The following is a 14057-nucleotide window of genomic DNA, read 5'->3' on the forward strand; positions in this document are numbered from 1 at the left end:
CCACAGAAACATAGGAGGCGGAATGCGCTTCGGTCGTATTTCCAAAGCGGTAGGCGTCGCGGCAGCTGCCGCGCTTGCTCTCAGCGCCTGCGCCGGCAACAGCGGCGGGACAACCCCGTCCAGCGCCACTGCCGGCAAACAGGGTGGCTCAGCCACGGTGGTCGAGGTGAACGCATTCAACACGTTCAACCCGAACACTGCCGACGGCAACACTGACATCAACTCGAAGATCAGCTATGCCACCCACTCGGGTTTCTACTACATCGACAATCAGCTGAACGTTGTTCGCAACGAGAAGTTCGGCAAGATGGAAAAGACTTCCGATGACCCGCTGACGGTCAAGTACACCGTCAACGAGGGCGTGAAGTGGTCGGACGGAACCCCGGTCACGGCAGCCGACCTCCTGCTGCAGTGGGCAGCGTTCTCGGGCTACTACGACGACGCCGACTCAGAGGCGAAGACGGGTACGCAGTACTTCTCCTACGCCGGCGATCCCACCGGCCTCAAGCTCACCGATTTCCCCGAACTCGGCGACGACAACCGCACCATGACCATCAAATACACCAAGCCGTTTGCTGACTGGGAAACCATCCTTGGCGGTCCGGGCATTGACATCGCGGCCCACGTCATGGCGAAGAAGGCGGGACTCACCGACGCCAAGGCACTCGTGGACTACCTCAAGGAAAAGCCGAAGGGCGACGCCAAGGCTCCCAAGCCGGCCGATGAGAAGCTGAAGGCCATGGCCGACTTCTGGAACACCGGGTTCGACACCAAGACCCTGCCGTCGGATCCAAGCCTCTACCTCTCCAACGGCCCATACATTGTCAAGAGCGTCACGCAGGACCAGTCGCTGACCATGGTCCGCAACAAGGACTACAACTGGGGCCCGGAAGCGAGCCTGGACGAAATCACGGTCCGCTACATTGGTTCCGCTCCGGCACAGGTGCAGGCACTGAAGAACGGCGAAGCGGACATCATTGCTCCGCAGGCTTCTGCAGACACCATCGAACAGCTCAAGGCGCTCGAAAGCCAGGGCGTGACCGTGGAGCAGGGCAACCAGCTCTCCTACGACCACATCGACCTGAACTACTCGGGTCCGCTGGCCGAAAAGAGCGTCCGTGAGGCGTTCATGAAGACCGTCCCCCGCAAGGACATCGTTGACAAGATCGTGAAGAAGCTCGATCCGGAAGCCAAGCCACTGGACTCCCAGCTGTTCGTTCCGGCGCAGGCGGCCTATGAGGAGTCTGCAAAGAACAACGGTTCCTCGGCCTACCAGGACGTGGACATTGACGGCGCCAAGGCACTTCTCGCCGGCAAGACGCCTGAGATCCGCATTATGTACAACAAGGACAACCCCAACCGCGTTGATGCCTTCTCCCTGATCCGCGAGTCGGCGACCAAGGCCGGTTTCAAGATCGTTGACGGCGGCCTGGGTGCTTCCGACTGGGGCAAGGCCCTGGGCGACGGCAGCTACGACGCCACGATCTTCGGCTGGATCAACCCGGGTGTCGGTGTTTCCGGCGTACCGCAGATCTTCCGCACCGGCAACGGATCCAACTTCAACCAGTTCAGCGATCCGGAAGCCGACAAGCTGATGGATGAGCTGATCGTCACCACCGACCGCAGCAAGCAGGATGAACTGATTACGCAGATCGACAAGAAGATCTGGGATTCCGCTTACGGTCTTCCGCTCTTCCAGTCGGTAGGCGTGGACGCCTACAGCGATCGCATCACCGGTGTGAAGTTCATGCCGAACCAGACCGGTGTCTGGTGGAACTTCTGGGAGTGGGCAGAGAAGTAAAGCCCCCGCTCAGAGAGCGAACAGCAGGTGAAGGCGCCGGGACAAAGCAGTAGCGTCCCGGCGCCTTTGCCGGCACCACCGGCATTGTGCCGGCTTTCCGCCCACCTCACTCGGCAAGCCGGACTGATTCTGCGATGGGCCCGGTAAGATCCCGGCCCGGATATAGAGGCTTCCCACCATGGTGACGTACATCGTCCGGCGGCTTATCACTGCCGCACTCATACTTCTCGGGGCATCATTCCTCGTGTACCTCCTGACAGCGTCGTCCGGGGATCCACTGGAGGAATTCCGTGCCAGCAGTGCCGCCAACAAACAACAGCTCATGGATGCCCGCAGCGAGCTCCTTGACCTGGACACACCGGCCCCGCTGCGGTACTTCAAGTGGCTTGGCGGAGCAGCCAAATGCCTGGTTCCTTTCGGCGGCTCCTGCGACCTCGGCAAGAATATCGCGGGGCAGCCAATAACGGAGGCCCTCGGCTTCGCGCTGGTCCAGACCCTGACGCTCGTCACCGGCGCCACCGTGCTGGCGATCCTGATCGGCATTGCCCTCGGCATCATCACGGCGCTCCGGCAGTACAGCGCCCTCGACTACGGCGTGACGTTCATGGCGTTCCTGTTCTTCTCGCTCCCCATCTTCTGGGTTGCCGTGCTGCTGAAGGAATACGGCGCCATCGGCTTCAACGATTTCCTCCGCAATCCTGAAATACCACTGCCGGTGGCCTTGGTGATTGGTGCCGTAGCGGGCGTGATCGTCGCCGTTGCCGTCGGCGGAGTGGCCCGCCGCCGGCTGGTTTCAGGCGGCATCGTCTTCCTGGCCGCCAGCCTTATCCTGATCTACTTCTCCGTTGTCCAGTGGTTCCGGAACCCCGGACTCGGCCCGGTGGTCATTGCGATTGCGGGCGTCGGCATTGCCTTCGCCGTCACGGTCCTCGTGGCCGGGCTCAAGAACAAACGCGCCCTGCAGTCGTCCCTGATCGTGGTGGTGCTCGGAGTGGTTGCCTACTTCGCCGTCCAGCCGCTGCTGAATGAGGCGACGGCGCTCATGATCGTCCTGCTGGGCATCGCGACAATCGGTGTGGGTGTGGGAACGGGTTACCTGATGGGCGGCTACGATCGCGGCCAGTCGATGCGCGCCGCCGGGATAACAGCCTTCCTCGTGGGCGGACTCATCCTGATGGACCGGTTCATGCAGGCCTGGCCCAGCTACTTCAACAACAGCCGGGTCAGGGGGAGGCCGATCGCCACAATCGGTGCCGGTACCCCCAACATCCAGGGCGACTTCTGGGTCCTGAGCCTGGACACTTTTACGCACCTGATCCTTCCGACCATGGCCCTCATCCTTGTTTCGCTGGCAAGCTACACGCGGTTCACAAGGTCGTCCATGCTGGAAATCATGAACATGGACTACATCAGGACAGCCCGCGCCAAGGGACTCTCCGAGCGGTCCGTGGTGATGGGCCACGCCTTCCGCAACGCGCTGATTCCCATCGCCACCATCGTGGCGTTCGACATCGGAGCGCTCATCGGCGGTGCCGTTATTACGGAGACAGTTTTCTCGGTGCGGGGCATGGGGTTCCTCTTCCTGGACGGCATCATGCACACTGACCCGAACCCCGTGATGGGCGTGTTCGTCTGCGTGGCAGTGACCGCGATGGTGTTCAACCTGATAGCAGACCTTGCGTATTCCGCACTCGATCCCCGCGTAAGGATTAAGGCATGAGCCAGCCGACCCAGCAGGAAGAATTCCTCGCCGAGCACTCGCACCCCCGGCCGCCGGGGGCGTCCTTCGAGCCGGAAGCGAAAGGGCTCAGCCAGGGACAGATTGTCCGCAAACGGTTCCTTGGCCACAGCGGGGCCATCGCCGGCCTGTTCATCTTTGTCTTCATCTTCCTGTTGGCCTTCACTTCTGTAGGCTGGGCGGGAATTCCGGGCTGGTGGAAATACGACCACCTTGATGTGTCGCCGCTGGTCAACGACGGCGTTCCGACGGCGTCCCTCTGGCTGCCGGCCTGGGGCGAACACCCGTTCGGGCAGGACCGGATCGGCCGGGACCTCTTCGCCATGACCATGCGTGGCGCCCAGCAGTCCATCACCATCATGGTCCTGATCGGAACCATCGCCGGCCTGCTGGGCACTGTGATAGGCGGCCTGTCCGGGTACTTCCGGGGCTGGGTCGAAGCCGTCCTGATGCGGATCACGGACGTCATCATCATCATTCCCGTGCTGCTGCTTGCCGCTGTCGTGGCACAGACCGTCAACCGCAGGGACCAGGGCGGCTGGTTTTCGGGCTTCGCGGCCAGCAACGGCATCCTGATCCTCGGAATCTTCCTGGGGCTCGTCAGCTGGGTCGGCCTCGCGCGCCTGATGCGCGGGGAGTTCCTCACCCTGCGTGAACGCGAGTTTGTTGATGCAGCCCGTATTTCGGGTGCCAGCAATGCCCGTATCATCTTCAAGCACATCCTGCCCAACGCCATCGGCGTCCTGATCGTCAACGTGACCCTGACAATGTCCGCCGCGATCCTCCTGGAAACTGCCCTGAGCTACCTCGGCGTCGGCGTGAAATCCCCGGACACCTCGTTGGGCCTGCTCATCTCGCAGAACCAGGAAGCGTTCTCCACCCGGCCGTGGCTGTTCTGGTTTCCGGGCCTCTTCATTGTGCTGATCTGCCTCAGCATCAACTTCATCGGCGACGGCCTTCGGGACGCGTTCGATCCGAGGCAGAAGAAGTTCAACGCCAAGAAGGCCAAGGACACCAAGACTGGCGGAGAGCCGGAGAAGGCTCCGGCTGCTGCAGCCGACGGGTCTGCGGGAGACTGAATGCAGGCTGTTCGGGCATCCGCCTTACGGAACTGCGACGCCCCAATAGCTGGCGGCGAGGAGCACCACGGTGGTGGCGATCGCCGTCCAGCGAAACGTCACGCTGACGGCCGTGGTGTCGGCGTTTCCTGCGTCCAGGGTGCCCGCTTCGACCAGCTCTTCCCAGCGGCTGCGAACCAGCCGGGCTGCCTGGCCGGAGTCGGTGGTTTTCAGGTCACCGGGGCGCACGGACTGTCCCGGTCCGTAGGTCGCGGAAGGAAGCCCCTTGAGATCCTCAGGGCCGGCGTTCCGGCCTCCCCAGATACCCGGCGCCGGGGCGGCCCAGGAGGCATAGCTCCTGGCCGGTGTGACCAGCGTCAGGGCGTACCGGGTGTCGACGTTCACCAGGGCTGCCCACGGGACGTCAATGGAGCGGAACGGATTCTCCAGGGTGATGCCGCCGTCGTGCACCACCACGGAGGGCATCCAGAACAGCAACCAGCCGAGAAAACCGATCAGCAGCAGCGGGCCCGTACCCAGCAGCGCTGCCGGCCCGCCGGCCGCCGCGGTGACAACAAGGCCGACGGCGGCGACCAGCCAGGAAAGCCAGGCGAACCATTTGTTCGTGCGGGCTTTGAAGACTTCAACATTTCCGGCATGCGGCACACTGCTCATGCCCCCAATAATTCAGGATTCCAGGCCACAGCACTAATCTCCGGTGCTGTCGTGGCTTGGCGGAAGGGAACCCGTCATGACTGACAACATCACCCCGAACCGGGACACCGCCCCGGCGCAGGAGCCTGCCAAGGGAGCCATAGTCCTTGAGGTCCGCGATCTCAGCGTCGACTTCGGCGTGGACAAGAAATGGGTCCCGGCCGCCATTGGCCTGAATTATGAGGTCCGGGCGGGCGAAGTCCTTGCCATTGTGGGGGAGTCCGGCTCCGGCAAGAGCGCCAGTTCCATGGCCTTGCTGGGTCTCCTGCCCAGCAACAGCCGGGTATCCGGCAGCGTCCGCCTCTCCGGCAAGGAGCTCCTCGGCTCCAATGCGGCCAACATCCGGGAAGTCCGTGGCAAGGATGTGGCCGTGATCTTCCAGGAGCCCATGACCGCCCTCAACCCTGTGTACACCGTCGGGGCGCAGATCGTTGAGACGGTGCGGCTCCACAATGAAGTTTCACCGGACCAGGCCAAGGAACGTGCCCTGCGGATGCTGGAACTGGTGGAACTTCCGGACCCGGAGAAGGCGTTCAAGTCCTACCCCCACCAACTCTCGGGCGGCCAGCGGCAGCGGGCCATGATCGCGCAGTCGCTGTCCTGTGATCCCAAACTGCTGATCGCCGATGAGCCCACCACAGCCCTGGACGTCACTGTCCAGGCCGAGATCCTGGATCTCATGCGCAACCTTCGGAACAAGCTGGACAGTGCCATTGTGCTTATCACCCATGACATGGGGGTGGTAGCGGACCTGGCAGACCGTATCGCCGTCATGCGGCGGGGGCTGATTGTGGAAACGGGAACGGCCGAACAGGTCTTCCGGAACCCCCGGCATGAATACACCCAGGCTCTGCTGGCGGCAGTGCCGCACCTTGGCCAGGGTGGGGCGGATGACGCCGCCGAGGTCGATGTCACGGCCGCGCTTGCTGCCGCCACCCACGCTGAACTGGAGTCGGTTGACCACGCTGACCTGGTCCGCCGCGAGCGTGAGAATGCTGCGGCGCTTGCCACCGCAGCCGCCGAACGGCCCCAGGGTGAGCCGGTCCTGGAACTTACGGATGTAGCCATCGAATACCCCAAGCAGGGCCGCGTACCGGCCTTCAGGGCCGTGGAGGGTGCAAACCTGGTGATCTACCCCGGCCAGGTGGTGGGGCTTGTGGGCGAGTCAGGCTCGGGCAAGACCACCATCGGGAGGGCCGCGGTGGGGCTGCTCCCTGTCGCAGCCGGCACCATGCGGGTGGTGGGCCAGGACATTTCCGCCGCCAAGAAGAACGGGAAGCAGCTGCACCACGTCCGGCGCCACATCGGCATGGTGTTCCAGGACCCGTCATCGTCGTTGAATCCGCGCCTTCCGATCGGCGAGAGCATTGGCGAACCAATGTTCCTTGCCGGGGAGGCCAAAGGAAGCGGGCTGCAGAAACGGATCGAAGCCCTCCTGGACCAGGTTGAGCTGCCCAGGAGCTACCGCAACCGGTACCCGCATGAGCTGTCCGGCGGCCAGAAGCAGCGCGTGGGCATCGCGCGGGCCCTGTCGCTCAAACCAAAGCTGATGGTGGCGGATGAACCGACGTCGGCACTGGACGTGTCCGTGCAGGCAAAAGTGCTTGAACTGTTCCAGAACCTCCAGAAGGACCTCGGCTTCGCCTGCCTGTTCGTGACCCACGACCTGGCTGTGGTCGACGTGCTGGCCGACCGAATTTGCGTGATGCAGAGGGGCAGGATCGTGGAGCAAGGCACCCGCGACCAGATTCTGCGCAATCCCCAGGAGCCGTACACGCAGCGCCTCCTTGCCGCGGTGCCCCTGCCGGACCCCGAAAAACAGCGCGAGCGAAGGGAGCTCCGGGCGCAGTTGCTGGCGAGCGGAGTGGAGTAGCGTCCGTCACATCAGTGGGAAGCATACCAGTGAGTAACATGTGACCTGAAATGCGCCGTTGTTGACCGTGGTGGTCAAATTGTGACCCGATCACGGTTTGGCAACAGAGTTCCATTATTTGGACAGGCTGCGGTTAGGCTACTCACTTATGTATGCCACGTCACAGTACACACCTGTGCCCGGCCTGCGGGGAAGCACAAGACTTTCCCTACTCAACTCCCACAACTCATAGGAGGCGGAATGCGTTTTTCGCGCACTTCCAAAGCACTGGGCATGGTTGCTATCGCAGCCCTTGCCCTGACCGGATGCGGCGCCGAAGGCGGCGCCACGGACGGTGCCAGCCAGGCTGCCGGCGACCCCAACAAGGTCATCACCGCGTACAGCAACGAACCCCAGAAGCCGCTGATGCCCGCCGATACCGGCGAAGTCTACGGTGGCCGCGTCGTCGAACTTCTGTTCGAGGGCCTGCGGAGCTACGACCCCAGCGGCAAGTCCGTCAACGCACTGGCAGAGTCCATCGAGTCCCCGGACGGCCAGAACTACACCATCAAGGTCAAGTCCGGCGCCACGTTCACCAACGGCGAGGCCGTGACCGCCAAGAGCTTCGTTGACGCCTGGAACTTCGCCGCACTGAGCACCAACGCCCAGAGCAACAGCAGCTTCTTCGAGTCCATCGAAGGCTATGACGCGGTCAGCGCCACCAGGACGGAGAAGGGTGCGGACGGCAAGGACATTGACGTCCCGGCCCCCACCGCAGAGACCCTCACAGGCCTGGTGCTGAAGGACGAGTCCACCATCACCGTCAAGCTGGCGCAGCCGGAAGCCGACTGGCCGCTGCGCCTTGGCTACTCCGCCTTCATGCCGCTGCCTGCCGACGCCATCGAGGATCCGAAGAAATTCGGCGAGAACCCGGTTGGCAACGGCCCGTACAAGATGGCCAAGGAAGGCGCCTGGCAGCACGACAGCCAGATCGAACTGGTCAAGAACGCTGACTACCAGGGTGCGCGCGCTGCCAAAAACGGCGGCGTGACCTTCAAGTTCTACACCGACCCGGCCCCGGCGTACACGGACATCCAGGGCAACAACCTCGACGTCACGGACGTCCTGCCGACGGACGCCCTCAAGACCTACACCACGGACTTCCCTGAGAACCACCTCAACAAGCCGTATGCAGGCAACTCCACCCTGAACATCCCGGGCTACATGCCCGAGTTCCAGGGCGAAGCCGGCAAGCTCCGCCGCCAGGCACTGTCCATGGCCATCAACCGTGAAGAGATCACCAAGGTCATCTTCTCCGGCACCCGCATCCCGGCCAAGGACTTCACCTCACCGGCCGTTGACGGCTACAACGACAATGTTGCCGGCTCCGATGTCCTCAAGTTCGACGCCACCAAGGCGAAGGAACTGTGGACGAAGGCAGACGCCATCAGCCCGTGGCCGGCTGACAAGACCCTCCAGCTTGCCTACAACACCGACGGCGGCAACAAGGAATGGATCGACGCTGTTGCCAACAACTTCAAGAACAACCTGGGAATCAAGGCGGAAGGGCAGCCGTTCGCCAAGTTTGCTGAAATCCTGAAGCTCCGCACCGCCAAGGACCTGCCCGGCCTGACCCGTGCAGGCTGGCAGGCCGATTACCCGTCGCTGTTCAACTTCCTCGGGCCGCTCCTGAAGACCGACGCCAGTGCCAACTACGAGGGCTACACGAACACTGAGTTCGACAAGCTCCTCACCGAAGGCCTCGGCGCCAAGTCCACCGAAGACGCCAACAAGAAGTTCACCCAGGCCCAGGAAATCCTCTTCGAGGAACTCCCGAACCTGCCGCTGTGGTACTCCGCACGCCAGGCCGTCTGGAGCCAGAACGTCAGCAATGTTGACTCCGGCTGGAACGGTGTCCTGCAGTACTGGGCCATCACCGCCAAGTAGTCCTCGGAACAAAAATCCACGTCAAAAGCTCATGGGGGTCCGGCCACGAAGCCGGGCCCCCATAGCCTTGGAACCGGCACGAAAGCTGTCCTACATGATCCCCCTTAGCCCAATAAAAGCTCAGGAGACGTTGCTGTGATCCAGTACATTCTCCGGCGCCTGCTGCAGATCATTCCGGTGTTCATCGGAACCACGCTGCTCGTCTACTTCATGGTCTTCGCCCTTCCGGGTGACCCCATCCGCGCACTGTTCGGCGACCGTCCCCCCAGCGAAGCCGTCATCGCGCAGCTCCGCCAGCAGTACAACCTCGACCAACCGTTCTGGGTGCAGTACGGGCTCTTCCTCAAGAACCTGTTCACCTTCAACCTCGGCGTCGATTTCACCGGCCAGCCCATCGCGGCGTCCCTGGGCCGGATCTTCCCGGTCACCGTCATGCTGGCCGTAGAAGCCCTCATCATCCAGACTGTCTTCGGCGTGACCTTCGGCCTCATCGCCGGACTCCGCAAGGGCAGGGTGTTCGATGCCACGGTGCTCATCGCGTCCCTGGTGGTCATCGCCATCCCCACGTTTGTGCTTGGCTTCGTCCTGCAGCTGCTGATCGGCGTGCAGCTCGGCTGGGCCAAACCCACGGTTGGCGCCACCGCGGACTGGGGGAACCTGATCCTGCCGGCCACGGTGCTGGGCCTGGTTTCCTTCGCCTACGTCCTGCGGCTCACCCGCGCGTCGGTCATCGAAAACATGAACGCCGACTATGTGCGCACCGCCACTGCCAAAGGCCTGTCTCGGCCGCGGGTCGTGGTCACCCACATCCTGCGCAACTCAATGATTCCGGTCATCACCTACCTGGGCGCCAGCCTCGGTGGCCTGATGGGCGGCGCCATCGTCACGGAGAGTATTTTCAACGTCCCAGGCGTTGGCCAGAAGCTGTTCCAGGCCGTCATCCGCAGCGAGGGCCCCACCGTCGTCGCGATTGTCAGCGTCCTGGTGCTCGTCTTCGTCATTGCCAACCTGTTGGTCGATTTGCTGTACGCCTGGCTTGATCCGAGGATCCGATATGAAAACTAATCGCGAAATCGAGCACTTTGTTGCCCCCGTGGAGGAGACCCCTCTGCTCGCAACGGACTCGCTCAAAACAGACCAGGCACCGCTGAGCCTCTGGGCAGATGCCTGGCGCAAGCTCCGCCGTCGTCCGCTGTTCATCATCTCCGCGGTGATGATCGCACTGATCATCCTTGTGGCGCTCTTTCCGGGCCTGTTCACCCAGGTGGAGCCCAACAACAACTGCCAGCTGGCGAATTCCGACGGTGCTCCGGCAGGAGGGCACCCCCTCGGCTTCACCTTCCAGGGCTGCGACGTGTACGCGCGCATTATCCACGGCACGCAGGCGTCGCTGATGGTGGGCGTCTTCTCCGTGCTTTTCGTCGCCATCATCGGGGTCACCCTGGGTGCGATCGCGGGCTTCTACGGCGGCTGGATCGACGCTGTGATTGCCCGTCTCGGCGACATCTTCTTCGCCCTCCCGCTTGTCCTGGGCGCGCTGGTGGTCTCGCAGCTTCCGTTCATGCGTGACAACCGCGGTGTCTGGACGGTAGTCATGATCCTCGTGGCCCTGGGCTGGCCGCAGATGGCCCGCATCACCCGCGGCGCCGTGATGGAAGTGCGCAACGCCGATTTCGTCACTGCTGCCCGCTCGCTGGGCGTCTCGCGCATCGGCTCGCTGGTCCGGCACGTGCTGCCGAATGCGCTCGCGCCGATCATCGTCCTGGCCACCATGGAACTCGGTGTGTTCATCGTGGCGGAAGCCACGCTGTCCTTCATCGGCATCGGGCTGCCCGGCAGCATCATGTCCTGGGGCAACGACATCGCCGCCGCCAGGTCGTCCGTTCGCACCAACCCGGCCATCCTGCTGTACCCGGCCATAGCGCTGTCCGTCACCGTCCTGAGCTTTATCATGCTCGGCGACGCCCTGCGCGACGCCCTCGACCCGAAGAGCCGTCAACGATGAACGAGGCAATCATGACAACCGATGTCAGAATCAGCGAGGCCGGCCTGGCCGACAAGCCGCTCCTGGAAATCCGCGACCTCGCCATTTCCTTCAAGACCGGTTCCGGCGAGGTCCAGGCCGTCCGGAACGCCCACCTGACCATCATGCCCGGTGAAACCGTGGCGATTGTGGGGGAGTCAGGCTCCGGCAAGTCGACGACGGCGCTGGCCGCCATCGGCCTGCTGCCCGGCAACGGCCGGGTCTCCGGCGGGCAGATCCTGCTCGACGGCGAGGACATTTCCCATGCCTCGGAAAAGCGCATGATCGAGCTGCGCGGAAACACCATCGGCATGGTCCCGCAGGATCCGATGTCCAACCTCAACCCGGTCTGGAAGATCGGTTACCAGGTCAAGGAAACGCTGCGCGCCAACGGCCGTCCCAGCGGACCGGCCGACGTCGCGGAGGTTCTCTCCCAGGCGGGGCTTCCCGACGCCGAACGGCGGGCAAAGCAGTACCCGCACGAGTTCTCCGGCGGCATGCGCCAGCGCGCGCTGATCGCCATTGGACTGTCCTGCCAGCCGCGGCTGCTCATAGCGGATGAGCCGACGTCCGCCCTGGACGTCACCGTTCAGCGTCAGATCCTCGACCACCTCGAAACGATGACCTCGGAACTGGGCACGTCGGTGCTACTCATCACCCACGATCTGGGCCTCGCCGCCGAACGCGCGGACAAGGTTGTGGTGATGTACCGCGGCAACGTGGTGGAAGCCGGGCCGTCGCTGGAGCTGCTGCAGAACCCGCAGCACCCGTACACGCAGCGCCTTGTCGCCTCGGCACCGTCCCTGGCTTCCCGCCGCATCCAGGTGGCCAAGGAGCTGGGTGTCGAGTCGGACGAGCTGCTTGCACCCGGCGGGCCGGTCGTCGTCGAGCCGACCATGACCGAAGACGTGCTGCAGATCCAGAACCTCCGCAAGGTGTTCAAGCTGCGCTCCGGATTCGGGAAGTCGACCGACTTCACCGCCGTGGACGACGTTTCCTTTAACGTCAAGCGCGGCACCACGACGGCGATCGTGGGGGAGTCGGGTTCCGGCAAGTCCACCGTGGCGCAGATGGTGTTGAACCTGCAGAAGCCCACGTCCGGGAAAATCGTGTTCGACGGCGTGGACACCTCCACGCTGAACAACAAGGAGATCTTCGCCTTCCGCCGCCGCGTGCAGCCGATCTTCCAGGATCCGTACGGCTCCCTTGATCCGATGTACAACATCTTCCGGACCATCGAGGAACCGCTGCGGACCCACAAGGTCGGGGACAAGGCCAGCCGCGAGAAGAAAGTCCGCGAGCTTCTGGACCAGGTGGCGCTACCGCAGTCCACCATGCAGCGGTACCCGAATGAACTGTCCGGCGGCCAGCGGCAGCGTGTGGCCATCGCCCGTGCACTGGCCCTCGATCCGGAAGTGATCATCTGCGACGAGGCGGTCTCCGCCCTCGACGTGCTGGTCCAGGCGCAGGTGCTGAACCTGCTCGCAGACCTGCAGTCAAGGCTGGGCCTGACCTACCTGTTCATCACCCACGACCTTGCCGTGGTCCGCCAGATCGCGGACCACGTGTGCGTCATGGAAAAGGGCAAGCTGGTTGAGACCGGTTCAACGGATGACGTCTTCGACGCTCCGCAAAGGGACTATACGAAGGCGCTGCTCCACGCCATTCCGGGCGCGCGGCTCATGCTGCCGCCCGAAGTTGCCTAAGGTATCTTCCTAACGAAGGAGCCGGTGCCCGCCCCTCGAGGGGCGGTGAACCGCACCCCGAAAGTTGGACTTGAAATTTAGAGTCTAGGTTCCGGAGGTGCGGTTCAATGCCGCCTTACACCGTGGATGTGGAGACACGCCGTCGGGCCATAGAACTCGCAAGATCTAGGCTCTTGGGCTAAACGAGAACCGTGGCGGTTGAGGCCTTCCCGGCCGAGCAGGCTCCCGCGGTTGCTGTCTTCGCTGGCTCCGGCCGGGCCTGTCTGTGGATGTACTCCCGTGAGAAAATAGGCGTTACGCACCACCATATCTGCGTCTGCGCTTGCGCTAGGGATCGGAAATGAAGAGAGAGCTGAAGGACGCTGCGAACGCCGTCGAGGATGCATCGAACTCGAGGGCTCTCGTGATTGCCGCCAGGGCAGGTTTTGCCGTCAGCGGCCTGTTGCACCTTCTGGTTGGGTTCGTCGCCATCCAGTTGGCACTAGGCAAGGCCGGACAGGCGGGACCGGCAGATCAGGCCGGTGCAGTCGCCCAACTCGCCGCCCAGCCGCAGGGTCTGCTGCTGCTGTGGGCCGGATTCGCCGCCTGCGTTGCACTGGCTCTCTGGCAAATTAGCAACGCCGTGTTCGATTACGGTCAGTTGGAGACCAAGAAGAAAGTGGCAAAGAAGCTTTCCGCAGCCGGCAAGGCGGTGTTGTTCGCTGTCATCGCTTTGACGTTTGCTGCCTCCGCCAGCGGAAACAGCCAGACCAGTGGACAGTCCACCAGCGATTTCACGGTCTCCATTATCAAAGCGCCCGGGGGTGCGTTCCTGCTGATCGCTATCGGGGCCGCGACCGCCATCGCCGGCCTTGTCTTCGTGGTCCTCGGAGTCAAAGGATCGTTCAAGAAGGATCTGCGGTTGCCACCATCGGGCACCGCACGGACCGTCGTGACGGGGCTGGGAATTGTCGGATATGTAGCCGAGGGCGTCGCACTGTTTCTGGTGGGATTGCTGTTCATCATTTCCACCGTTAACGCCAACCCTCGGGAGTCCACCGGCCTGGATGGCGGGCTGAAGGCGCTGCGCGAGCAGTCGTACGGGGTCTATATGCTGACCGCCGTCGGCGCCGGTCTGATCTGTTACGGGCTCTACCTGATGGTGAAGGCCAAAGTCGCGCGGATGTAAGCTCCCCCCGACGCGGCCAGCCCCTGTTCACTGGTTTAAAGGGGCGGCCG

General features: G+C 63.2%; 10 protein-coding genes. 9 read left to right on the forward strand and 1 reads right to left on the reverse strand.

Going from position 1 to position 14057, the window contains the following annotated elements; translation table 11 throughout:
• Positions 1-22: 22 nt before the first annotated feature.
• The 3 genes from J2S97_RS01375 (at position 23) to J2S97_RS01385 (ending at position 4618) form a co-directional block, all read left to right on the forward strand.
• A complete protein-coding gene (locus J2S97_RS01375) occupies positions 23-1801 on the forward strand; it encodes an ABC transporter family substrate-binding protein (RefSeq protein WP_307045836.1) in 1779 nt (592 codons plus the stop codon).
• A 178-nt stretch (positions 1802-1979) separates the two neighbouring features.
• Positions 1980-3521 carry an ABC transporter permease gene (locus tag J2S97_RS01380; protein ID WP_307045838.1) on the forward strand — a complete coding sequence of 514 codons (1542 nt, stop codon included), beginning with the start codon at positions 1980-1982 and terminating at the stop codon, positions 3519-3521.
• Positions 3518-4618 (forward strand): ABC transporter permease, encoded by a 1101-nt coding sequence (locus J2S97_RS01385; RefSeq protein WP_307045839.1) that lies wholly within the window; start codon positions 3518-3520, stop codon positions 4616-4618. The genes J2S97_RS01380 and J2S97_RS01385 overlap by 4 nt, the downstream gene beginning before the upstream one ends.
• A gap of 24 nt (positions 4619-4642) precedes the next feature.
• Here J2S97_RS01385 and J2S97_RS01390 read toward each other — a convergent pair whose 3' ends face one another.
• Positions 4643-5272, reverse strand: coding sequence for a PH domain-containing protein (locus J2S97_RS01390; protein WP_307045842.1), 630 nt, complete (start codon positions 5270-5272; stop codon positions 4643-4645).
• A gap of 76 nt (positions 5273-5348) precedes the next feature.
• On the opposite strand from J2S97_RS01390, the gene J2S97_RS01395 reads away from it, so the two are divergent.
• From J2S97_RS01395 to J2S97_RS01420, 6 genes are all read left to right on the forward strand, one after another.
• Positions 5349-7184, forward strand: a complete 1836-nt coding sequence (locus J2S97_RS01395; protein ID WP_307045844.1) for an ABC transporter ATP-binding protein — start codon at positions 5349-5351, stop codon at positions 7182-7184.
• A gap of 240 nt (positions 7185-7424) precedes the next feature.
• Positions 7425-9110 (forward strand): peptide ABC transporter substrate-binding protein, encoded by a 1686-nt coding sequence (locus tag J2S97_RS01400; RefSeq protein WP_307045846.1) that lies wholly within the window; start codon positions 7425-7427, stop codon positions 9108-9110.
• A 135-nt stretch (positions 9111-9245) separates the two neighbouring features.
• The gene (locus J2S97_RS01405) at positions 9246-10175 is read left to right on the forward strand and encodes an ABC transporter permease (protein WP_307045848.1); all 930 of its coding nucleotides are present in this window, start codon (positions 9246-9248) and stop codon (positions 10173-10175) included.
• Positions 10165-11115: an ABC transporter permease gene (locus J2S97_RS01410; RefSeq protein WP_307045849.1), complete on the forward strand. Its 951-nt coding sequence runs from the start codon at positions 10165-10167 to the stop codon at positions 11113-11115. The genes J2S97_RS01405 and J2S97_RS01410 overlap by 11 nt, the downstream gene beginning before the upstream one ends.
• Complete coding sequence (locus J2S97_RS01415) at positions 11112-12839, forward strand: ABC transporter ATP-binding protein (protein WP_373460475.1); 1728 nt, start codon at positions 11112-11114, stop codon at positions 12837-12839. Before J2S97_RS01410 ends, J2S97_RS01415 begins: the two co-directional genes overlap by 4 nt.
• A gap of 403 nt (positions 12840-13242) precedes the next feature.
• The gene (locus tag J2S97_RS01420) at positions 13243-14007 is read left to right on the forward strand and encodes a DUF1206 domain-containing protein (RefSeq protein ID WP_307045854.1); all 765 of its coding nucleotides are present in this window, start codon (positions 13243-13245) and stop codon (positions 14005-14007) included.
• Positions 14008-14057 lie beyond the last annotated feature (50 nt).

This window comes from Arthrobacter oryzae, assembly GCF_030812315.1.
Taxonomy (GTDB): Bacteria; Actinomycetota; Actinomycetes; order Actinomycetales; family Micrococcaceae; genus Arthrobacter; species Arthrobacter oryzae_B.